Below are 19,449 nucleotides of genomic sequence, written 5' to 3'. Positions count from 1 at the left end.
GAAATGGCAGCCGAACCCATTGTCCTGTTCGATAACGGACACCACAAATGCCTGATGTTCGATTCCCTGGTAACCGGTGAGGGCGTCCAGTCCAACCAGTTCCTGATTGTCGACGGCAAACACGAAGCACTGATCGACCCGGGCGGAGACCTCACCTATACCCCGTTGTCGGTGGCGGCATCACGCTATATGAACATCCGCGACATGGACTACGTGTTCGCCTCTCACCAGGATCCGGATATTATCGGTGCCATCGACCGCTGGATCGTTCATACCCGTGCCAAAATCGTCACCTCAAAACTCTGGGCCCGTTTCCTTCCGCACCTTGTTTCCAGCTATGTGACCAACCAGCTCAGCGGCAGCGTGTACGATCGCATCATCAGCATTCCGGATGCCGGCGCCAACGTGAAGTTTGGCGAGTCCTACCTGCAGTGCATCCCAGCCCACTTCATGCATTCGGTGGGCAACCTGCAGTTCTATGATCCGGTCTCCAAAATTCTGTTCTCAGGTGACCTTGGTGCCTCCATGGGTGGCGAAGACGACCACCTGCCCGTGAAGGACTTCGACAAACACATCCCCAGCATGATCGGCTTCCACCGGCGCTATATCGCCTCCCAGAAAGTCTGCCGACTCTGGGCGAACATGGTTCGCGACATGGACGTATCGATGATCGTTCCCCAGCACGGCAAGCGCTTCGAGGGACCGGTGATGGTTGATCGCTTCCTGAACTGGGTCAGCGACATGGAATGCGGAATCGACCTGATGACCCAGGACAACTATCGGCGCCCGGTCGATTACGTATAGTCAGAAATGAAGAGGCAGCCACGGGGGCTGCCTCTTCATGGAGAGATGACTGCAGTTACCAGCAATCGTTTACCAGAATTACTGCTTGCCGCCACCTCCTCCGCCGTTCTTTTTCCATTCCTGAGACTTGTTCATTCCATCGCCATTCATCATGCCTTTCTGGCCGTCATTCATCATGCCCCCGCCCTGACCCTTGTTCTGGCCCGCAGCCGTCGGTGGCAGGTTCTCAATATCAACACCACGGGCCCGCGCACGCTCGACCATCCTTTGATGATGTTCCTGACGGTACGCCTGGCGTTGCTCGGGCGTCATCGAACGCATTTGTTCACGGAACTGCTCCCTTTCCCGCTCGGACATCATGCCGTAGCCAGAGATTGGGTAACCGTCCCGATCCATCATCTGGTCCTGCGTTTGTGACTGCAGACGATCCCTTGTCTCATCCATCTGCTGATCCTGGGCAAACGAAGCGGATAAAGGCAGCATGAGAGTCAGGGCCAACGATGCGGAGTATAACGTTGTCAGTTTCATGAGTTCAGTCTCCTTCTCAGCCCGGAAATCCCCGGCTTCGGGAACTGCTGATCAAATCTGGGCGATCCCGCCCTGAGGCGGAAACTCCATGCTTTGAGCATACTCCCGGAGAGACAGAGAGAAAGCTGACCAAAATCAATTCCGGCCCTTCATTAAGTTAATTTCACCAGCCATTCACCTCGGGACAATCCTCTGGCTCGCGATAGCGCGACGCTGGCTCGCTTTCAGCAAGGCCAACAAGAAACTTATGCGCAGTAGGTTGGCCGCTCTCTGCAGCCGCGCTGATCAAACATAGCCCCTCGGCGTTCCTCCCCTGATCATACAATCTCTTGCCCAACATCCAGCGGGCATCGTTGTTGCCTGCCTTTGCAGCCTTTCGATACCAGCCCATCGCCTCGTCTTTGTTCACACCGGTGCCCACCCCCTGGTCATAGGCCTCGGCCACTTCGACCATACTGATCGAATCACCGCTCTCTGCGGCCCGAAGGTACCACTGGAAGGCTTTCTCCTGGCTTTTTTCGACGCCTTGCCCCTGGGCGTACATATTGGCGACATTCAGCATACCCTGGCGACTGCCCTCTTCCGCCAGCGCCAGATACTGGTCGAACGCGGATTCATACTGGCCCATCTTATAGACGACATAGGCATTGAGAACCCGAATCATGTCCCGTGCCACCTGATCCTGATCCCCGTATTCATTGTCCGCAGCCCTGGCAGCCGAACCGGATAGCAGCAGGCACACAGCGAGTGCCCGGATAGCCATTCCCGATAGTCGTTGTCTGTTCATTCTGCCCTCCACCGCCTTTCAGGTTTCCCCTTTACGCTAGCACCGGCTTGCCAGAGGGTCTGTGCATCGAAAGTGCTGTCCTGCCGGCACCTTGGTATCAGCAGATCGTGAAAACGATACCGGAACAGGGGCTAAATAAGCCTGTCCCAAACCGGCAATGTTGAGTAAAATCCGGCCTTTTCCAGAGAACCAAGAGGCAGCGCAGATGGGCAGAGCCTACCAGAACCGCAAAGAATCCATGGCCAAGACGGCCGCGGCGAAAACCAAGGTCTACAGCAAGTACGGCCGCGAGATTTACATGAGCGCCAAGTCGGGAGGCCCGGACCCCCAGGCCAACCTGTCCCTGCGCGGACTGATCGAGCGCGCGAAGAAAGACCAGGTACCCTCGCACGTCATCGAGAAGGCCATCGACAAGGCCAAGGGCGGCGCTGGCGAAGACTATGCAGCTGCTCGCTACGAAGGCTATGGACCGGGTAACTGCATGGTGATCGTGGACTGCCTGACCGATAACCCGAACCGCACCTTCGGGGATGTTCGCCTGGCATTCACCAAGACCAAGTGCAAGATCGGCACGCCGGGTGCTGTGTCTCACATGTTTGACCACAGCGCTATTTTTGCGTTCAAGGGCGAGGATGAAGAAGCCGTTCTTGAAGCGCTCATGGAAGCCGACGTTGATGTCACCGACATCGAGAATGAAGATGGCCTGATTACCGTATTCACGCCAAACACTGAATACGCCAAAGCCCGCCAGTCCCTGGTGGATGCCATTGAAGACATCGATTTTGAAGTGGATGAAATCCAGTTCCTGCCCAAAACCACGACACTGGTTGAAGGTGACGACATCCCCATGTTTGAGAAATTCCTCGACATGCTGAACGAACTGGACGACGTGCAGAACGTGTTCCACAACGCCGAACTGCCAGACCAATAAACAATCCGGGCCTCCGGCCTTGCAGGAAGATAGCACCATGCAACAGAACGCTCCCACAAACCGCAAAGCGCGTGTGGTGGTCCTGAAAACAGGCACCACCTACCCGGACATTCGGGCGAGGTTTGGCGACTTTGACGAGTGGTTCCTGCGCGGGTTGTCAGACGAGCTGGAGATCACCGTTGCCAACGCCGAAGCCGGCGAATTACCGGGGAATCCGGAAGACTGGGACGGCATCGTGGTAACAGGCTCTCCTGCCATGGTGAGCGATAAAGCCGAATGGAGCGAGAACGCGGGGCGTTGGCTGGCAAAAGCCGTCAGAAGCGAAGTGCCGGTGCTCGGTGTCTGCTATGGCCACCAGTTGCTGGCCCACGCACTGGGCGGGGAAGCTGGTTACCATCCGAATGGCCGGGAAACCGGCACCCACGAGGTTGAACTCCTTCCCGAGGCAGCTTCCGATGTCCTGTTCCGGGAGCTACCGGAAAAATTTCCGGCCCAGCTGACACACCGGCAGTCCGTGCTGCGCCTGCCTGAAGGAGCGGTGTTGCTGGGACGCAACCAGTTCGAGCCTCATCAGGCTTTCAGAATTGGTCCCTGCGCCTGGGGCGTGCAGTTCCATCCGGAGTTCACGGACACCATTATGAGCGCCTACCTGAAGGTCCAGGCGCCCGACCTGACACGGGAGGGGCTTGATGCGGAGGCCCTGATCGCCGGCGTAAAGCCAGCGCCGGATGCGTCCTCGCTGCTTTCCCGTTTCAGCAGATTTGTTCAGGATCGGATCCGGTAATTCGCGGGCCAACCGTTAGGGTCAGTCGAGGATATAGGCGGTTTTTTCCATTGCCTGCTCTTCTTCATCGATGAAACGGAACTCATTCCAGCCAATGCGCACCATGTCGTTGCTGTTGAGGCGCTGTCGGTCGGCGACCCGCAGTTCGTTCACAAAGGTTCCATTGGTACTGTTGCTGTCGGTGATGTAGTAATCCACCGTGCCTTCAAGATAGGCATTGGGCACCGCTTCTATCAGGGCGTGCTGGCCGCTCACAGAAATTTCATCGATCTGGATGTCGTTATCCGGGCGCCTGCCAATGCGGGTTTCCGGTCGGCCGAGTTCAAAGGTGTTAACAACAACGTTATCCACCAGTTGCGAAAGCGAAGCCATGTCAGTTTCCTCAATACTCCAACGTCAGTAATACCACAGACACGTTGTCCCCGGCCTCGTTTGCCAGGCCGGCATCAATCAGTGCCTGAACCGTGCGCTCCATGCCGTCACTTTCCTTCAGGATTTCAAGCCACCGGAATTCCGGAACCGAATCGGTCAACCCGTCGGAACACAGCAGTAGTACATCACCCGCATCAAGCGTTTCATGCCGATAACTGGGATCCGCCTGCTCTGCGGCTCCCACTGCCCTGGTCAGGACATTCCGGAACGGTACATTGGGCACATCAGCCCTGGTAATGCTGCCGTCTTCCAGCATATTCTGGACCACGGTGTCGTCTCGGGTGAGGCATACCGCCTGGCTACCGCGCAGGCTGTAACAACGGGAATCGCCTATATGGGCAATGTGCGCCTGGTTGCCGTTCACCCAGGCTACGACCAGTGTGGTGCCCATCTTTTCAAGTCTCGGATCCCCTGAACGGTGGCTTACTATCCGCTCATTGGCCAGCGCAAAAGCCCGCTCCAGATGTTCCTGGATGGCATCATTTGTAGTGTCGGTCGACGCAGCGGCAATCGCCGGCTCCAGGGATTCGATAACGGCGTCAACCGCAAGACGGCTGGCAACCTCGCCCCCCTGATGCCCGCCCATGCCATCGGCAACCACCAGTAACACCTGATCACCGGCATCATTGATCCGCCAGTCGACAACGTCCTGATTCGACTCCCGGACGGCTCCCCGGTGACTCTGGCCGGCAACGTGATATCGCATCAGGACACCTCCTGGCCAGCTTCGCGAACGGCCAGACGACGCACGGCCTCGGCCATGGTTGCGGCGCTGGCAAAGCGCTTGTCCGGCTCGCGCTGAATAGCTTTGTTGATCAGGCGGACCACACCGTTTGGCAGTTCTGCGTTGAACTCGCGGACGCTGCGCGGGCGCTTGTTGAGAATCTGGTAGGTCAGGTTGGCCAGGGTATCGCCCTGATAGGGCGTTTCGCCGGTCACCAGTTTGTAGAGGGTCACACCCAGGCTGTAGATATCAGAGGCTCCGGTTACCTTCTGGCCCTTCAACTGTTCCGGCGACATATATAACGGGCTGCCCATCACCGCGCCGGTGCGCGTTCGCGAGTCATCCGAGATCTTGGCAATGCCGAAATCGGTGATCTTTATGTCGCCGTTGTCCGGATTGAAGATGATATTCCCGGGCTTGATGTCGCGATGGACGATTTTCTGGCTGTGGGCGTAAGCCAATGCGTCCGCCACCCGGGCAACGATATCCAGTACTTTGGGCAGGGGCAGTAACCGACCGGCTCTGCCGAACCCACTCAGTGGACGCCCCTTGGCATAATCCATGGCAATGTAGGCGAGGTCTGCCTCCTCACCCACGTCATACACGGTAACGATAGCCGGGTGACTCAGGCGGCCAGCGGCTTCCGCCTCCCGGAAGAATCGCTCCTTGAGATCCTGCAGCTGGCCATCATCGAACGCCTGGTAGCTGAGGGTTTTGATGGCAACGGTTCGGGCAATCTTCGGATCCTTGCCCAGATAGACCACGCCCATGGCACCACGGCCAATCTCCCGCTCGATCTCGTACCTTCCCAGAGTCGGGCGGCTCACTGACGGTTCCGGCATCAACAGGGTGCGGGTATTGTCGAAACTGCCAGCCTGCATCAACGAGTTATCCGGCGCGAGCTTTTCCAATGCTGCCAGCCTCGCGGTGGTATCCCGAAAACCCTTCTTGCGCTCCTGGATACTTCGATAGGTGCTGACGGCCTTGTCGTACTGGCGCTTGCGCTCCTGCTGAATGGCGATGTCGTAGCGCAGCTCGAGCTCACTCTCACACTCGGGGCAGCCATTGAGCGCCTCAACGGCATCGTCGGTGTGCCCCTGCTGCAGAAACACTTTGGCCAGTTTCAGCCGCGCATCGCGGACATTGTCGGTCAGTGCACGGATGTGTTTGCGGGGCTGCAGCCAGAACAGCATCACCACATAACCGACCACCAGCAACGTGAGCACCACGCCGAACGGCACCCAGGCGTTGCGGTAGAACATCAAAGCCGCCTGGATCACCACGAGCGAGCCACCAAGCAAAAGAGTGACAGGCAGAGAAACGGCTGCGCCCATCGCCGGAATTGCAAGCACCAGATACAGTGCCGCAATTGCCAGCCCGGCGGTCACTGCCATGTCGGACCAGAGTGGTTCCGAAAGCCCCCGATCAGCCATAGCCGGCCCGAATGCCTCCTTGGGGACAATCGTGGCCGGGGTAGCGCCCTCTGGTACGCCGAGGATACTGAACAGCGCCCGGTCGGCCCAGCCAACGAGGGCAAGCTGGTCTCCCGACAGGGCAAACACGGCGGCCAGAACGAGAATAACAGCCCGCAGACTGAACAGGCGCGGTATGAAAGAGAGTATGGCGTTCACAGGCAACTTTGTTATAAATGGTTGATCTGACTAGTTTAGAAAGCGTGACGGAACTGCGATACAACTACCGGAGTGTTTTTTGTAAGTGTTTGTTTACCTGAGAGAGAGGTCACGTATAGTTATGCCGTCGTTTACCTCAGGGATGATGGAAATACACACATGACACTGAAGTTACTGATTCTTCTGCTGTTTCTCACCCTGGCCGGCATCGGCCTTTACCACACTCAAAAGCCACTGCCGCCAGGCATCAGCTATCGGGGAACCACGGTGTCGCTGGAAGAACCCGTCCTGCTGACAGACGTCACCCGTCACTATCAGGACGGCCGGGAGGAGCGAGACCATGAAATCTTCAACGAAGTGTTCCGGCTTATCGGACAGGCCAACGAGTTCATTCTCATCGACATGTTTCTGTTCAACAGCACCGGACCGGATGATGTAGCCCACCGCCCCCTGGCTCGACAGCTGACAGAAGCCCTGCTGGCCCGGAAAGCGGAGAAACCGGAGTTATCCATTACGGTGATCTCCGACCCACTGAACACCATGTATGGCGGCACTACCTCACCCTGGTTTAAAGCCCTGCGCGATGGCGGCATTCCGGTTGTGGAGACCGCGCTTGGCCCGCTACAGGACAGTAACCCGATCTGGTCTTCAATCTGGCGGCTGTGTTGTCAGTGGTTCGGCAACAATTCAGACGGGGGCTGGCTGGACAACGCCCTGGGCACCAAGCCCGTTACCATTCGCAGCTATCTTGCCCTGCTGAACTTCAAGGCCAACCACCGCAAGCTTGTGATCGCGGATGAGGAAGGTTCCCTGAGAGCCATTGTCACCTCGGCCAATCCCCATGACGGCAGCAGCCGGCACAGCAATCTGGGATTGAGTTTCAAAGGGCCGGCGGTCATGGATCTGCTGAAAAGCGAGCGGGCCGTTCTGGCCATATCCGAAGCGGACACCAGCCTGATCGATGAACGGATCAGCCAGGCTTCCGACATCACGGTGGAAGCCGGTACACCCGAAATGCCCCAAATAGCGGTGCTGACCGAATCAGCCATCCTCAACCAGGCGCTAACAATGATCCGGGGTGCCGCAGAGGGCGATCAGCTGGACCTGGCCATGTTCTATCTCTCCCATCGCGAGATTGTCGAAGCCCTGATAGGCGCGGCCAAACGGGGTGTGGAGCTGCGGGTTCTGCTTGATGCCAACAACGAAGCCTTCGGCCATCAGAAGAGTGGCATTCCGAACCGGCAGGTCGCCATGGAACTGGTCCGGGCAGGCATTCCCGTCCGTTGGTGTAATACCCTGGGCGAGCAATGTCACAGTAAGCTGTTGATGTTGGCAAAAGAGAACGGGGAAACAGAACTCATGCTGGGATCGGCGAATTTTACCCGGCGTAATCTTGATGACCTGAACCTTGAAACGGATGTGTGGGTATCGGTGGCAGAGGACTCGCCGGTTGCCACCGGCGCCCGGCGTTTCTTTAACGAGCAATGGCAAAAAGGCCCTGGCGACGATCCGGTAATGAGCCTGCCCTACGAGCACTGGGCCGACGAATCCAGACTTCGCTACTGGCGCTACCGGATTATGGAGGCCACCGGCCTGTCGACCTTCTGAACATAACAGGACAAAGCCATGACAACACCCGTCCATGCCCGCCCTATCTCAGAGCGAATCGACTGGCTGATGGACCTCAGCCGGGCCCACTCAGTCAGTTTCTGCAGCCCGGAGAATCATCTGGCCAGGCAGCGCTATCTGGCGGAACACAACACCCAGATCATTGCCATGAAGTGCATGGACGGCCGCATTCACCTGCCCTACGTGACCCAGACACCACTTGGCGTCATTCATCCGTTCCGGAACCTCGGCGGTATCTTTGAGCTTGGCTGGCCCTACCTCGGTGATATGCTGGCCGATACGGTCCAGCAGGCTGTCAGCCAGGGTCGGCGGGTACTGATCATCATCACCTACCATTACTCAAAAGGCTCGCGGGAGAGGGGCTGTGCCGGCTTTGACTGTGACCGTGAGGCGGCCATGAATCATGCCTTCCAGATCAGGAGTCAGGTTGAGAAGCTTTTTGGCACCGGCCACCGAACGGTCTATCCGCTGGTGTGTGGCTTCGAGAGTGATGAGGATGCATTGGTTCTCCACGGCAGCCCCGAGCAAACACTGGACCTGTCCACCGTTCCAGTATCAAGACTGGGGGACATGACCGCCGAAATCGCAGCCCTTTGTCCAGATATGCCCGAGCCGGTTCAGCGAGATTTGCTACCTCTTGTTGAGGGCAATATCCGGCACGTCAACGAAATTCGGCAGTTCGATCGCGAACTGAACATAGAGCACCGGGAGTGGGTAATCTGCCTCGGCAGGGGTTTTGATTTCCTGCACGCGCCGAACGTGGCCCTGATCATTGGCCCCTACAGTCCCGATCTGTCCCACCCTATCCGCCAGGCCGCGGGGATTATCAAGAAGAATATGGACAGCGGCCGGATTCCGGACGATGGCTTCCTGCTGCTGTGCTCTGCGCCCTACCAGGAGCCGGGTACCCAGAAGGCCAGGGCGGAACTGAAATCTGCGTTCCTGGCGGACTTCGGCGCTACTGTTATCCGGGAGGCCTTTCCTGAACTAGCGACCAGAATGGTCACACGCTCGGCTATACTTCACTGGCCCGAGCGAAAGCTTGAAGTCCGTGGATCCTGAACATTTTGTATGTTGAGGGAACTCAACAGGCTGTTCTATCGTTGGGGTAATGCAACTTGACTGAACACATCAGCCACACTGGAAGTAGCCAATAACAGGAGTGAACCATGTCAGGCATTCGCAAGCACCTGAAGTACGTTTCTTTTTTCATGGCCATGATGATGGCACTTGGCTCAGTCTGGTCAGCCAGCGCAACCGCCGGCATGGTTGGAACCGGCGAGATGATCGGGCAACAACAGGTTCAGCTGGATCGACAGGAGCTGATCAGCATGCTCGACAGGCAGGATGTCCAGGCCAAGCTGGCAGACCTGGGCGTCAGCCAGGACCAGGTCAAGGAACGCATCCAGAACCTCACACCGGCGGAACTGGCCGATTTTGAACGTCAGCTCGCCGAAGCCCCTGCAGGGCAGGATGTGGTCGGCATCATCGTGTTGTTCCTGCTGGTATTCATCATCACCGATATGCTTTGTGCCACTAACGTCTTCCCGTTCGTGAACTGCATCCGATAGCGGCGGGCAGTGACCGTCCTGTTTTTCACACTTAAAGCCATGTCCGGCAGGCTGACCACGTTGTTACTAATCAGCCTGCTGGCGGGCTGCGCAAGCACCCCTGAATGGCCCGTTCCGGGAACTGACCAACCCTCCAGGCCCGACCAGATTACTCTGGACGATGTGCCTTTCTATCCCCAGGAAAAGTACCAATGCGGTCCTGCCTCACTGGCCATGATGCTCAACAGCCAGGGGCTGCAGACCGACCCGGACATCCTGAAAGAGCTCGTTTATATTCCCGGCCGTGAGGGATCGCTACAGGTCGAAATGGTGGCCGTCGCCCGGGCACACGGCATGCTGGTTTACCCTCTGGAGAAAGAACTTGAAAGCCTGCTGAGCGAGGTTGCCTCGGGCAACCCGGTGCTGGTAATGCAGAACCTGAGGTTTGGCTGGTGGCCCCAGTGGCACTTTGCGGTTGTCATCGGCTATGACGCCGGGGAGCGAGACCTGATACTCCATACCGATACCCGCAAGCGTGAGGCCCTTGATCTGGAGGTGTTCAGCAATACCTGGAGGCGGGCAGACAACTGGGCCGTAACCATTCTTCCCCCGAACCAGGTGCCTGCCACCGCAAAACCACTCCGCTTTCTGCAGTCGGCTCATGACCTCGAGACAACCGGCCGAACCACCGCCGCCGGCATTGCCTATGAGACGGCCGAGACCACCTGGCCAGACCAACCGACGGCCACTATGGCCAGAGGCAACCTTGCATGGCAGCTGGGCCGCCAAAGCGAAGCAAAGGAGCATTTCCTTCGCACGGTGAAACGATTTCCGGAATTCGCCGAGGGCTGGAACAACCTTGCTTTCGCACTGCAGGCAAGCGGCTGTGCCAGCGCAGCAAAGCAGGCTGCAAGCTGTGCGGCCTCTCTGGCACCGGATCGTTTCGGTCAGTCGGAATTACTGGATCATGACGGCGCCACATCCGCAGAACACTGTCCTGCACTACTACCCGAGTGCTCGCGGAAAGAGCCCTAGGCTGGCTTCCGGAAGAGCGCCACATCCTTTCTCGGTATCTCCAGTTCCCAGCCGAACCGGTCGGCGAGTAGCTTGAACGTGGATTCCCGGTAGAAGACCACATGGGTTGGGTCACGGCGATAATGCCAGTTGTCGAACCGGTCATCGTCGGTCTGGAAGCAGGTCATCACGCCCAGCCAGCCCCCGGGCCTGAGCATTCGATCAAGGTCCCTGAAAACCCCGGCGGGCGCGTAAAGATGCTCCACCACTTCGGTACAGGTTATGAAATCGTAGGTTTGATTGAGGGCCACTGCTGAGGGATAAAAGTAGGGATCGTAGAGACTGACTGCCATGCCTTCCGTCTCAAGCATCTGCGCCAGTGCCGGGCCGGGGCCGCATCCAAAATCCAGGCCGCTGGCACCCGAAGGCAGACGATCAAGCAGGGGCTCTGTCAGTTTCGAGAGAAATTTCCGGTACCCCGGATCAGACGGGTCGTTGTCGTGAAGTTGATAGATTTCCTGCTCCTGCTCAGGCGACAACCGGCAGGAGGCATCCATCACCGTGGCCTCGCAAACATCACATCGAAGGTAGCGCTGGGCCTTCACCACCCGGAAATCCGAGAGACTGCCCTGATCGCACACCGGACAAAGACTCACTCTTTCACCTCGGATCAAGTCCCGCGGCCGCCCTCATACGAGCATCGAGTTCCCGGGCGTCAATTTGATCGGACGCTATTATCTCAGCCCGGCTATCGGCTTGAGGTTCACCCTGAACTACGGTCAGTGCGCCATCAACCACATTGAGCGCCCGCCAGCCGTCGGCGGTGTTAACGACCGCCTTGAAGCGAACAAAAGCCGAGTCCATGGCCATCACCAGCAATGCGTTCTCATCCAGAATCAGTTCCGGATGGATCCGCCAGCCGACACTGAAGTGCCCCTGCCCCTGATTGGTGATCTGCTGCCAGGGCTCGTCATCAATGGCGGGTGCCGACGAGGCGGTCTTTTGGTGGTGGTGATGGTGAGCATGCGGATCGGTCACCGGCAGCGCATCTGACTGGCCATCCAGCCATCCCGGTGCAAGCTGTCCGAACCGCGTGTGGTGGATCGCGCGCTTGGCGGGCTCCAGCTGTGCCGCCCAATCGTCGAAATGGATCAGCTGTTCGGGGGTGCAAAGATCGGTCTTGTTGGCAACGAGAATATCCGCCGCAGCCACCTGATCCCGGAATTGAACATTGCCGAGCACCTTCGGCTCTTCGAGCCTCCGGGGGTCCACCAGGCAGATCACCGGGCCCATGGTGAGCACATCGCGGTAGTGCTCGCTGGTCAGGGTTTCCAGAATCTGCGAGGGGTGACCGAGCCCGGTCGGTTCAATCAGCAGCCGATCCGGCTTTGCCTTGTGAATCAGCTGGTTCAGCCCTATCTGCATTGGCAGGCCGGCAACGCAGCACATGCAGCCGCCGGGTATTTCCTTGATGAAGGCACCTTCCGTCTGCAGCATGGCACCATCAATGCCTACCTCGCCGAATTCATTGACCAGAACCGCCCAGACCTCGTTTTCCGGTTTGCTTTTCAGAAGATCCAGAATGGCGGTCGTTTTACCGACACCCAGAAAACCAAGAATAAAACTGGTAGGAATAGGTTGCGTCATGGCGCCGGAGGCACTCCTTTGAGAATTAAAATGTTATACTATAACAATTTATCCGCCAGGACGATCCTGCTTCAGAAACATACCGACGGCCTTATCCGACAGAAGGGCATGAGCAAGTGCCGGATAGGGCAGATAGTGAACAAACAGGGTGGCGAGGGTGACGGCATCCATGCCGGCATCCAGGAACATCCAGGCCCCAAAAGCGACGAACAGGGCACCCAGAAAACCGCCATAGATCCACAACGCCCGTGAACGTTCCTCCGGCATCGGCAAACGCTCAAGAGTCCGGGCGACTGAGAAACTCATGTAGACGGCAATCAGGGCAGCAATGACCAGTGAGGCCAGCAACCCGGTAAATCCGATCAGATACCGGAACAGGTAGTTGGACAGGAAGAACAGGGCGATGCAGGTTACGGCAACAATGGTGATGCGTGTCTTTTCCATGGCGGCTCAGGATTTGTTGGTTTTATGGATAGGCGCAAAGAATGGCAGAGACGCCCGGAAAGAACCACCCCTGCTGCGACCGGGGTTCCAGACTGATATGATGCCCGACATTCCCACTGGCAACCGGACACCCGATGACTTCTGGCACTTCCACCCGGCTCAACAAATACATCAGCGAAAGCGGCATGTGCTCCCGCAGGGAGGCCGATCGCTATATCGAGCAAGGCAACGTCTACATCAACGGCAAGCGCGCGACTGTCGGCGACCAGGTGCTTCCGGGAGACACGGTCAAGGTGAACGGCCAGGTGATCGAGCCACGGGCGGAAGAGGACCTCGTGTTCATTGCCCTCAACAAACCGGTAGGGATTGTCAGCACCACCGACAGCGCCGAGAAACACAACATCCAGCGTTTTGTCGGCCACAGCGAACGTATCTTCCCGATCGGACGCCTGGACAAGGACTCTCAGGGCCTCATTTTCATGACCAGCAACGGCGACCTGGTCAACAAGATCCTGCGGGCGGGCAACAACCACGAAAAGGAATACCTGGTTACGGTCGACAAACCGGTAACCGCCGAATTTATCGAGGGGATGGCTAATGGCGTTCCTATCCTCGGCACGGTCACCAAAAAATGCAAGGTGTCCCGCGAGTCGAAATATGTCTTCCGGATCACCCTGGTTCAGGGCCTCAATCGCCAGATTCGCCGGATGTGCGAGTATTTTGGCTACGAGGTTACCAAACTGGAACGTATCCGGATCATGAACGTGAGCCTGAAAGGCCTTGCGGTGGGCCAGTGGCGGGACCTGAGCGAGAAAGAGCTGGCCGGGCTGTTCGATGCCATCCGGGATTCGTCTTCCGAGGCACCGCCCAGCTCTGGCAAGCCGGCCAAAAAGAAGCCCGGACCCAAGGCCAGACCCAGATCCAATCGCAAGGGCGGCGCCCCGGCACCGGGAAAACCTGGCGGTGCTCACCGGCCGGGCCCGAAAGGCAAACCGGCGCCTGGCAAGAAACCCGCCTCAGGCAAACGCCCAAAAGGCGGCAAGCCAAGACAGAAGAGCGTTAAACGGTAACCGGGGCCGTCTGCCTCGGCCTACTTTTTCACCCACTTGCCGTCGATTTGTACCCACTGGCCTGCTGGTGTTTTCTCGATAGCCTTCTTGCCCGCAACGGTCTCCACCTGGGTGACCGGAATGTTGTGTTTCTCGGCGATACGCTTGTACTCATCCCGACGTGCGCTGTTAATGGCTTCCACCACTTCCTTCGCCTGCCCTTCGGCACGCACCACGTCCAGATAGCCTGTCGGTGTTTCCCCGACCAGCCCCTGCTGCTTGACCGAATCCAGTTTCTCCTTGGCTTCGTCCAGCCCCATGGCAAGCACAGAGGCACTGATACCAAACGCCAGAACCAGCGCAAAGATCTGCATCAATCGTTTCATCTTCAACCCCTTAAACTTTCCGGACCCAGTCAGAACAGACCCTGCTCGCTGAACAGGTCGTCCACTTCCTTATCCACTTTCACGTAGATTTCGTGCTGGATTTTCACGTTCAGGTTGACCGTAATCGGCTCCTTCGGTGCCGCCATCTGCACTGTCGGTGTGCAGGCAGCCATTGCCAGCGGCAGCATCGCTATCATCAGTGTTCTCGCCAAAGGCGCCCTTTCAGGCCACCGAGGCCGCAACGGTTTTCTCATGGTGCTGTCTCCTCACCGGATTCCTGCAGCAACTCCCGGACACGTTTGGTAACGGCTTCATTAACCCTGCCACTCAACTGCAGACTGGTAAGCAGCGCGGGAATGTCTTCCTCAAGATTGATATTGAGTACCACCGGCTGCCCACCCCTGAGCTCCGGGTTCTTGCCCTCAAGTCGAAGGCCAAGGGTTAACTTACCCTGTTCATCGTAGTCTATCGTGCTGTTAAGCACTGAATAGTGAAAGTTTTGCAACGCCTGAACCACGACGTCCATGGCCTGGTTACCACCGAGCATCGCCTGGAGCTTGTCCGCCGGCAGCTGTAGGCGTCCCCCCGGATCGATCGCTGAGACACTTCCCTGACTTACCTGCACGCCATCGCTGCTGATACCCAGAGGGATTCGCCCGCGAAGAAGCCCGCTCCCTGAGAGTCCCTCCGCCGGGTACACCTCCATCAGCCGGCTAAGGGAGACATCCTCCACTTCCACAGGGATGCGGCCAGAGCCACCTTCCAGCCCGTACACCGCAGGTGGAATCCTGAGTGCACCTTCCAGGAACCGGGCTCTGGCCTGCTGAACCTCCAGGCTGCCCGCCAGCAGTTCAGTCACCGGCGCGTTGTAATCCCCCGAGAAACGAACCGAGCTGACCGGAATGCCGGGATTGATCTCGCCAACGGTCATGTCCCTGAAACTGGCCGTAATCTGTGAGTTTTCCAGCGATCCCCTCACCCGACCGGTGAGCCCGGACACCGCAGTGCGATTGAAAACACCACCAACATCCTGCAATTGAGCATTACCACTGGCCTTAAGCTCACCGCCCTCGCCGGTAGAGAATTCCATCGACAAACGGGCATTGCCAGAATCGACTGTCAGAAGATCCGGCCACCCGGCCAGGGTTTCTGCCAGGGCCCGAACGCCCTGTTTACCGTCGATAAAAGACTCTATGGCAACCGAAACGCCGCCATCGGGATCAAGCTGGATGTCGAGATCGGCCGTGAGGCCGGACGCAGAAACCAGCGCTCCCTGGACCCTGAGATCAGCCAGACGGCCAGCTACCCTGCCCTCGAAGTTCCACGCCTGCGGCACAAGCATCGGATGCTCCACACGAGTGGCAGCAACGGCGATGTCGCCATCGATCGCAATGCGTTCTGCCCAGGTGCCCGACCCGCCATAGTCGAAAGTAACGGTGGAATTGCTGAGGTCTGTCCGCAGCGTGTTGAGTTTCAGCGGCTGCTCCGCCCCGGTATAGGCCAGATTATCTGTCACAATCAGGGAGGAAGGGGCGAATTCGATGGTCGCGGAATCACGGTTGGCGGTCACAGAGGGCCTGATATCAGCCTGGCTTCCCGTGACTTCCCAACCACCGGACCGGATATCCGGCAATGCCATGCCCATCGAGCCCTGCTCAATGGCAAAAGACCAGCCTGCGACCGCCAGCGGCCAGGCCACCAGAGCCAGGCCACCGGCCCATAGAAGCATGCGCGTTATGCGCAAGGGGTTTGCAGACCCTTTACCGGGCAAAACGACACTCCTGTCGACTCAGTTCACTCACCACGCCAGGTCACGCTGTATAGATCGTGTCGGCGGTCCTGCAGGTTTTTTACGGTACCACTGTTGCGAGCGGTGATCAGCACCTCCGGACGAAGATCAGCAAAGGCAACAGTCTCCACGTTGGGTTCCGTATCGGCGGCGATGCCATCCCGGGCAAAGGGAAAATCACATGGTGTGAGAATACAGCTCTGGCCGTACTGGATTTCCATGTTCGGCACATTCGGCAGATTGCCTACGTTGCCGGACATCACCACGTACACCTGGTTCTCCACCGCCCGGGCCTGACAGCAGTAACGCACCCGCAGGTAGCTTTGCCGCTCATCGGTGCAGAAAGGCACGAAGATGATATGCACGCCCTGGTCCACCAGGTGGCGGGTTAATTCCGGGAACTCCGCGTCGTAGCAGATCAGCACACCAATGGTGCCGCAGTCGGTCTCGATCGCGCTGACCCGGTTGCCGCCCTGAACGTTCCACCAGAACGCCTCGTTGGGTGTTGGATGGATCTTGGGCTGACTGAAGACCTGGCCATCCCTCAGAAACACATACGCCATATTCCGGATGGTGCCGTCTTCCTCACGGACTGGCGTTGAGCCGGCGACAATATTGATGTTGTGGCGCAGAGCCAGATCCCGCATCAGTTCGCGATAGCGCTCCGCGTAGTGGGTGACTGCGGCAAAGGTCTCGGCGGGGCTGCCCTTGCGGGCTTCAATGGAAAGCAGCTGCAGGGTGAACAGCTCCGGAAACACCACAAAATCGCCTTTGTAGGTGGATACAACATCCACGAAATAGCGGACGATCTCGCTGAATTCGTCAAAAGACCCTACCGGGCGTTGCTGGTACTGAACCGTGCCGATTCGCACGGTATCGCGCATGCGCTGACCATAGCGTTTCCTGCGCCCGTTTTTCTCGGTCTGGGGTACTTTCGGATTTCGCCAGACCAGATGAATACCGTAGCCCATGGAATCGTGGTCGGCGTCCAGGTAATGCGGAATGATGCCGTGCACCTCGAAGCCCTGATGAAGCTGGAACGACAGCACCGGGTCCTTCTGTTCCTTGCTCTGGATGGCTTCGACGTATTCTTCAACGCTAGTGAATTTCTTCAGCCGCTGGCGCAGGCTCGGCAACCGCCCGGCGAATACCACACCCTGCAGATTCAGGGCCTGGCATAACTGCTTACGCTCGTTGTACAGTCGCTCCCCGATGCGGTAGCCGCGGCATTCCGGATCAACACACACCTCCATGCCATATAGCCAGTCACCCTCGGGATCATGGCGCGATGCGTAGCCGTTACCGGTTATAGAGGTCCAGTCGTGGGCGGACAAAGCGATCTCTTCGGCAATCCGAAACGTGGCACAGTAACCCACCACGGTGTCGCCCAGCATGGCGACAAACTGGCCATCGGGAAAGGTATTGATCTGCCCGGTCAAAGGCCCCTTGGTGTAGCCATACATGCCAGTGCCTTCGTAAACGCGGCGGCTGAGCTGGATGATGCCAGGGATGTCCGCCAGCGTGGCATTGCGGACGTACAGGCGCTGATCAGGATCGGAAAACGGGGGACACATAGACACCTCAGGAAAGGCGTTGATTTGGTTCCATCTTTGGTGCGCTGACGGTGTTTCGTCAAGACAAATCCGCTAACCGCCATTCCTCAGGGGGAAGCGCTCAATCACGGAATACACGGAACCATCGGGGCCAGGTTTGCTTTCGAAAAGCACAAATTCAGTAACCTGGAACTGGCCGAACCCAGAGTCACCATATTCAACCAACAAAGGTTCAACAGAACCCGCCTGGCGTTTGAAACGAGCCAGGGTGATGTGCGGGCGAAACACCCGACTTTCGGCGCCAAAACCGAACTTCTCCATCCGCGCCCCGAGAGTCTTGTTAAGAGCAGCAACCGGCGCCTCCGGTTGAACACCGGCCCAGAGATTCTTCGGTCTCTGGGGCTGACCGAAACAACCCACGCCGGCAACGTCGAGCAGGAAGGGCTCCGACTTGATGCTGCGGGCAGAACCGGCAAGGGCTTCAAGATCTTCCTGGCTCACCGTCCCCAGAAACAGGAGGGTGATATGCAATTGCGCCGCGCCCTGCCATTTTGCGCCCGGCACCGCAGACCGGACCTTCAGCAACCGGTCCTTGATCTCAGGCGGAAGCTCCAGTCCGAAGAAAAGCCGGGGCATACCGGCTTACTCAACCTTGGGCGTGGGCCGGACAAGAATTTCATTTACATCCACATGTGCCGGCTGCGCCACGGCATACATGACCGCATTGGCAATGTCTTCCGGCTTCAGTGCGTGGCCAGGACGTTCATCAAAGAAGGGCGTGTCCACCATGCCCGGCTCGATCAGGGTAACGCGGATACCAGAGCCCCGAAGCTCCTCACGAACACCATAGCCAATGGCGGTTACCGCCCACTTGGTCGCACTGTACATGGAACCGGGGATGGTGGCGCGGCCTGCCGCAGAGCCAGTCAGTAGCAAGTGGCCCTTGCTCTCTCTGAGCGCTGGCATGCAGTGTTGAAGGGTAAGACCGACACCGTAGATATTGGTAAGAATCATATCCTTCCAGACCTCGGGGTCGGCGCCGCTGAAGCCGCCCGGCTCACCACCGCGGCCAGCATTGGCAAACACTGCATCAATGCGACCGAAGGTCTTCAGTGCCTGATCGACCATGTTCTTCTGGTCATCACCGCTCTGGACGTCGCACTGGACCGTCAATACTTTTTCTTCGCCACCCAGCTCCTGTTGCAGGCCTTTGAGCTTGTCTTCGGAACGCGCGGCCAGTACCAGCCGATACCCCTGTTTCGCCGCCGCTCGCGCTGTCTCTGCGCCAATACCCGATGACGCGCCGGTGATCAGCATTACAGGTTGATCTGCCATAGGATTCTTCTCCTGTTGCTTGGAAAGTGTGACCAGGGCTACGCCCGCTGACAACAGATCGATCAGTCAGTAGATCTGCAGGAGGATGAGAGCGATGATGGCCAGGGCCAGCAGAAACCAGCGGGCGTAGTGGTCAGGGCGGTCCTCCTCATCACTGGCAGCGCGGCTGACACTGCCGCCTGACGTCTCTTCATACTCTGACACCAGTTGCCGTGCCCGGTAGAGATCCTCGTCATCAACATGAACGTTGCTGAAACCCGCAGCACCGATCTCACCCAAGGCACCCTGGAGATAATGGCCACCGACATGGGCTTCAATACCGTTGGCTTCCAACAGACCAGCCACAATATGGGCCTCGGTAATGTCTCGCGCCCGATAGGCAATTTGCAACACGCGACTCCTTCTGTGACCGTTCCGGGCAGAACCGGGACA

23 protein-coding genes are annotated in these 19,449 nt (G+C 58.1%); 8 read left to right on the top strand and 15 right to left on the bottom strand.

What is annotated here, in order from left to right:
• Positions 1-3 precede the first annotated feature (3 nt).
• A complete protein-coding gene (locus KEHDKFFH_RS19315) occupies positions 4-804 on the top strand; it encodes an oxygen-binding di-iron domain-containing protein (protein WP_104323411.1) in 801 nt (266 codons plus the stop codon).
• 78 nt (positions 805-882) lie between these two features.
• Here the strand turns inward: KEHDKFFH_RS19315 and KEHDKFFH_RS19310 are convergent, their stop codons facing one another.
• Both KEHDKFFH_RS19310 and KEHDKFFH_RS19305 read right to left on the bottom strand, forming a co-directional pair.
• Positions 883-1,332, bottom strand: a complete 450-nt coding sequence (locus KEHDKFFH_RS19310; RefSeq protein WP_241956566.1) for a hypothetical protein — start codon at positions 1,330-1,332, stop codon at positions 883-885.
• 163 nt (positions 1,333-1,495) lie between these two features.
• Positions 1,496-2,119 (bottom strand): tetratricopeptide repeat protein, encoded by a 624-nt coding sequence (locus KEHDKFFH_RS19305; RefSeq protein WP_241956565.1) that lies wholly within the window; start codon positions 2,117-2,119, stop codon positions 1,496-1,498.
• A 205-nt stretch (positions 2,120-2,324) separates the two neighbouring features.
• Between KEHDKFFH_RS19305 and KEHDKFFH_RS19300 the strand changes: the two genes are divergently transcribed.
• On the top strand, positions 2,325-3,050 hold the full coding sequence (locus KEHDKFFH_RS19300; RefSeq protein WP_104323410.1) for a YebC/PmpR family DNA-binding transcriptional regulator: 726 nt from the start codon (positions 2,325-2,327) through the stop codon (positions 3,048-3,050).
• Between the two features lie 37 nt (positions 3,051-3,087).
• The gene (locus tag KEHDKFFH_RS19295; RefSeq protein WP_104323409.1) at positions 3,088-3,834 is read left to right on the top strand and encodes a glutamine amidotransferase; all 747 of its coding nucleotides are present in this window, start codon (positions 3,088-3,090) and stop codon (positions 3,832-3,834) included.
• A gap of 21 nt (positions 3,835-3,855) precedes the next feature.
• Here the strand turns inward: KEHDKFFH_RS19295 and KEHDKFFH_RS19290 are convergent, their stop codons facing one another.
• Genes KEHDKFFH_RS19290 through KEHDKFFH_RS19280 form a run of 3 tightly spaced genes read right to left on the bottom strand, consistent with a single transcriptional unit; the run spans position 3,856 to position 6,621 of the window.
• Complete coding sequence (locus tag KEHDKFFH_RS19290; RefSeq protein WP_104323408.1) at positions 3,856-4,206, bottom strand: FHA domain-containing protein; 351 nt, start codon at positions 4,204-4,206, stop codon at positions 3,856-3,858.
• Between the two features lie 10 nt (positions 4,207-4,216).
• The gene (locus KEHDKFFH_RS19285; RefSeq protein WP_104323407.1) at positions 4,217-4,972 is read right to left on the bottom strand and encodes a protein phosphatase 2C domain-containing protein; all 756 of its coding nucleotides are present in this window, start codon (positions 4,970-4,972) and stop codon (positions 4,217-4,219) included.
• A complete protein-coding gene (locus KEHDKFFH_RS19280; RefSeq protein WP_104323406.1) occupies positions 4,972-6,621 on the bottom strand; it encodes a serine/threonine-protein kinase in 1,650 nt (549 codons plus the stop codon). Before KEHDKFFH_RS19280 ends, KEHDKFFH_RS19285 begins: the two co-directional genes overlap by 1 nt.
• Positions 6,622-6,780: 159 nt before the next feature.
• Between KEHDKFFH_RS19280 and KEHDKFFH_RS19275 the strand changes: the two genes are divergently transcribed.
• The 4 genes from KEHDKFFH_RS19275 to KEHDKFFH_RS19260 all read left to right on the top strand — a co-directional run bounded on the left by KEHDKFFH_RS19275 (position 6,781) and on the right by KEHDKFFH_RS19260 (position 10,835).
• The gene (locus KEHDKFFH_RS19275; RefSeq protein ID WP_104323405.1) at positions 6,781-8,229 is read left to right on the top strand and encodes a phospholipase D family protein; all 1,449 of its coding nucleotides are present in this window, start codon (positions 6,781-6,783) and stop codon (positions 8,227-8,229) included.
• A gap of 18 nt (positions 8,230-8,247) precedes the next feature.
• Entirely contained in the window at positions 8,248-9,312 is a 1,065-nt protein-coding gene (locus tag KEHDKFFH_RS19270) for a carboxysome shell carbonic anhydrase domain-containg protein (protein ID WP_104323404.1), read from the top strand.
• 107 nt (positions 9,313-9,419) lie between these two features.
• Positions 9,420-9,821, top strand: a complete 402-nt coding sequence (locus KEHDKFFH_RS19265) for a PA2779 family protein (protein ID WP_104323403.1) — start codon at positions 9,420-9,422, stop codon at positions 9,819-9,821.
• 9 nt (positions 9,822-9,830) lie between these two features.
• Positions 9,831-10,835 (top strand): PA2778 family cysteine peptidase, encoded by a 1,005-nt coding sequence (locus KEHDKFFH_RS19260; protein ID WP_241956564.1) that lies wholly within the window; start codon positions 9,831-9,833, stop codon positions 10,833-10,835.
• Here the strand turns inward: KEHDKFFH_RS19260 and KEHDKFFH_RS19255 are convergent.
• The 3 genes from KEHDKFFH_RS19255 to KEHDKFFH_RS19245 form a co-directional block, all read right to left on the bottom strand.
• A complete protein-coding gene (locus KEHDKFFH_RS19255) occupies positions 10,832-11,371 on the bottom strand; it encodes a class I SAM-dependent methyltransferase (protein ID WP_241956568.1) in 540 nt (179 codons plus the stop codon). The genes KEHDKFFH_RS19260 and KEHDKFFH_RS19255 overlap by 4 nt on opposite strands.
• Positions 11,372-11,474: 103 nt before the next feature.
• A complete protein-coding gene (locus tag KEHDKFFH_RS19250; RefSeq protein WP_104323401.1) occupies positions 11,475-12,461 on the bottom strand; it encodes a CobW family GTP-binding protein in 987 nt (328 codons plus the stop codon).
• A gap of 48 nt (positions 12,462-12,509) precedes the next feature.
• Positions 12,510-12,905, bottom strand: a complete 396-nt coding sequence (locus KEHDKFFH_RS19245; RefSeq protein ID WP_104323400.1) for a hypothetical protein — start codon at positions 12,903-12,905, stop codon at positions 12,510-12,512.
• 134 nt (positions 12,906-13,039) lie between these two features.
• On the opposite strand from KEHDKFFH_RS19245, the gene rluF reads away from it, so the two are divergent.
• Positions 13,040-13,975 carry a 23S rRNA pseudouridine(2604) synthase RluF gene (rluF, locus tag KEHDKFFH_RS19240; RefSeq protein WP_104323399.1) on the top strand — a complete coding sequence of 312 codons (936 nt, stop codon included), beginning with the start codon at positions 13,040-13,042 and terminating at the stop codon, positions 13,973-13,975.
• A gap of 20 nt (positions 13,976-13,995) precedes the next feature.
• On the opposite strand, the gene KEHDKFFH_RS19235 is transcribed toward rluF, so the two are convergent.
• The 7 genes from KEHDKFFH_RS19235 to KEHDKFFH_RS19205 form a co-directional block, all read right to left on the bottom strand.
• Positions 13,996-14,340: a YdbL family probable chaperone protein gene (locus tag KEHDKFFH_RS19235; protein WP_104323398.1), complete on the bottom strand. Its 345-nt coding sequence runs from the start codon at positions 14,338-14,340 to the stop codon at positions 13,996-13,998.
• Between the two features lie 29 nt (positions 14,341-14,369).
• On the bottom strand, positions 14,370-14,594 hold the full coding sequence (locus KEHDKFFH_RS19230) for a YnbE family lipoprotein (protein ID WP_192875816.1): 225 nt from the start codon (positions 14,592-14,594) through the stop codon (positions 14,370-14,372).
• Entirely contained in the window at positions 14,591-16,111 is a 1,521-nt protein-coding gene (locus KEHDKFFH_RS19225) for an intermembrane phospholipid transport YdbH family protein (RefSeq protein WP_241956563.1), read from the bottom strand. Before KEHDKFFH_RS19225 ends, KEHDKFFH_RS19230 begins: the two co-directional genes overlap by 4 nt.
• A 23-nt stretch (positions 16,112-16,134) precedes the next feature.
• Entirely contained in the window at positions 16,135-17,703 is a 1,569-nt protein-coding gene (locus tag KEHDKFFH_RS19220; RefSeq protein WP_104323397.1) for a bifunctional GNAT family N-acetyltransferase/carbon-nitrogen hydrolase family protein, read from the bottom strand.
• A 72-nt stretch (positions 17,704-17,775) separates the two neighbouring features.
• Entirely contained in the window at positions 17,776-18,318 is a 543-nt protein-coding gene (gene thpR, locus KEHDKFFH_RS19215; RefSeq protein WP_104323396.1) for an RNA 2',3'-cyclic phosphodiesterase, read from the bottom strand.
• A gap of 6 nt (positions 18,319-18,324) precedes the next feature.
• Positions 18,325-19,017, bottom strand: a complete 693-nt coding sequence (locus tag KEHDKFFH_RS19210; RefSeq protein WP_064227204.1) for an SDR family oxidoreductase — start codon at positions 19,015-19,017, stop codon at positions 18,325-18,327.
• 66 nt (positions 19,018-19,083) lie between these two features.
• Positions 19,084-19,410, bottom strand: coding sequence for a putative signal transducing protein (locus KEHDKFFH_RS19205; protein WP_241956562.1), 327 nt, complete (start codon positions 19,408-19,410; stop codon positions 19,084-19,086).
• Positions 19,411-19,449: the final 39 nt, after the last annotated feature.

The organism is Marinobacter maroccanus, assembly GCF_002933275.1.
Taxonomy (GTDB): domain Bacteria; phylum Pseudomonadota; class Gammaproteobacteria; order Pseudomonadales; family Oleiphilaceae; genus Marinobacter; species Marinobacter maroccanus.
This window is presented reverse-complemented; position numbering and strand designations above follow the sequence as displayed.

Excerpts from the sequence above, each read along its gene's own strand:
- KEHDKFFH_RS19315 (WP_104323411.1), top strand. The coding sequence starts at position 4 with ATGGCAGCCGAACCCATTGTCCTGTTCGATAACGGACACCACAAATGC.
- KEHDKFFH_RS19310 (WP_241956566.1), bottom strand. The coding sequence starts at position 1,332 with ATGAAACTGACAACGTTATACTCCGCATCGTTGGCCCTGACTCTCATG.
- KEHDKFFH_RS19305 (WP_241956565.1), bottom strand. The coding sequence starts at position 2,119 with ATGAACAGACAACGACTATCGGGAATGGCTATCCGGGCACTCGCTGTG.
- KEHDKFFH_RS19300 (WP_104323410.1), top strand. The coding sequence starts at position 2,325 with ATGGGCAGAGCCTACCAGAACCGCAAAGAATCCATGGCCAAGACGGCC.
- KEHDKFFH_RS19295 (WP_104323409.1), top strand. The coding sequence starts at position 3,088 with ATGCAACAGAACGCTCCCACAAACCGCAAAGCGCGTGTGGTGGTCCTG.
- KEHDKFFH_RS19290 (WP_104323408.1), bottom strand. The coding sequence starts at position 4,206 with ATGGCTTCGCTTTCGCAACTGGTGGATAACGTTGTTGTTAACACCTTT.
- KEHDKFFH_RS19285 (WP_104323407.1), bottom strand. The coding sequence starts at position 4,972 with ATGCGATATCACGTTGCCGGCCAGAGTCACCGGGGAGCCGTCCGGGAG.
- KEHDKFFH_RS19275 (WP_104323405.1), top strand. The coding sequence starts at position 6,781 with ATGACACTGAAGTTACTGATTCTTCTGCTGTTTCTCACCCTGGCCGGC.
- KEHDKFFH_RS19270 (WP_104323404.1), top strand. The coding sequence starts at position 8,248 with ATGACAACACCCGTCCATGCCCGCCCTATCTCAGAGCGAATCGACTGG.
- KEHDKFFH_RS19265 (WP_104323403.1), top strand. The coding sequence starts at position 9,420 with ATGTCAGGCATTCGCAAGCACCTGAAGTACGTTTCTTTTTTCATGGCC.
- KEHDKFFH_RS19255 (WP_241956568.1), bottom strand. The coding sequence starts at position 11,371 with ATGGATGCCTCCTGCCGGTTGTCGCCTGAGCAGGAGCAGGAAATCTAT.
- KEHDKFFH_RS19250 (WP_104323401.1), bottom strand. The coding sequence starts at position 12,461 with ATGACGCAACCTATTCCTACCAGTTTTATTCTTGGTTTTCTGGGTGTC.
- KEHDKFFH_RS19245 (WP_104323400.1), bottom strand. The coding sequence starts at position 12,905 with ATGGAAAAGACACGCATCACCATTGTTGCCGTAACCTGCATCGCCCTG.
- rluF (WP_104323399.1), top strand. The coding sequence starts at position 13,040 with ATGACTTCTGGCACTTCCACCCGGCTCAACAAATACATCAGCGAAAGC.
- KEHDKFFH_RS19235 (WP_104323398.1), bottom strand. The coding sequence starts at position 14,340 with ATGAAACGATTGATGCAGATCTTTGCGCTGGTTCTGGCGTTTGGTATC.
- KEHDKFFH_RS19230 (WP_192875816.1), bottom strand. The coding sequence starts at position 14,594 with ATGAGAAAACCGTTGCGGCCTCGGTGGCCTGAAAGGGCGCCTTTGGCG.
- KEHDKFFH_RS19220 (WP_104323397.1), bottom strand. The coding sequence starts at position 17,703 with ATGTGTCCCCCGTTTTCCGATCCTGATCAGCGCCTGTACGTCCGCAAT.
- thpR (WP_104323396.1), bottom strand. The coding sequence starts at position 18,318 with ATGCCCCGGCTTTTCTTCGGACTGGAGCTTCCGCCTGAGATCAAGGAC.
- KEHDKFFH_RS19210 (WP_064227204.1), bottom strand. The coding sequence starts at position 19,017 with ATGGCAGATCAACCTGTAATGCTGATCACCGGCGCGTCATCGGGTATT.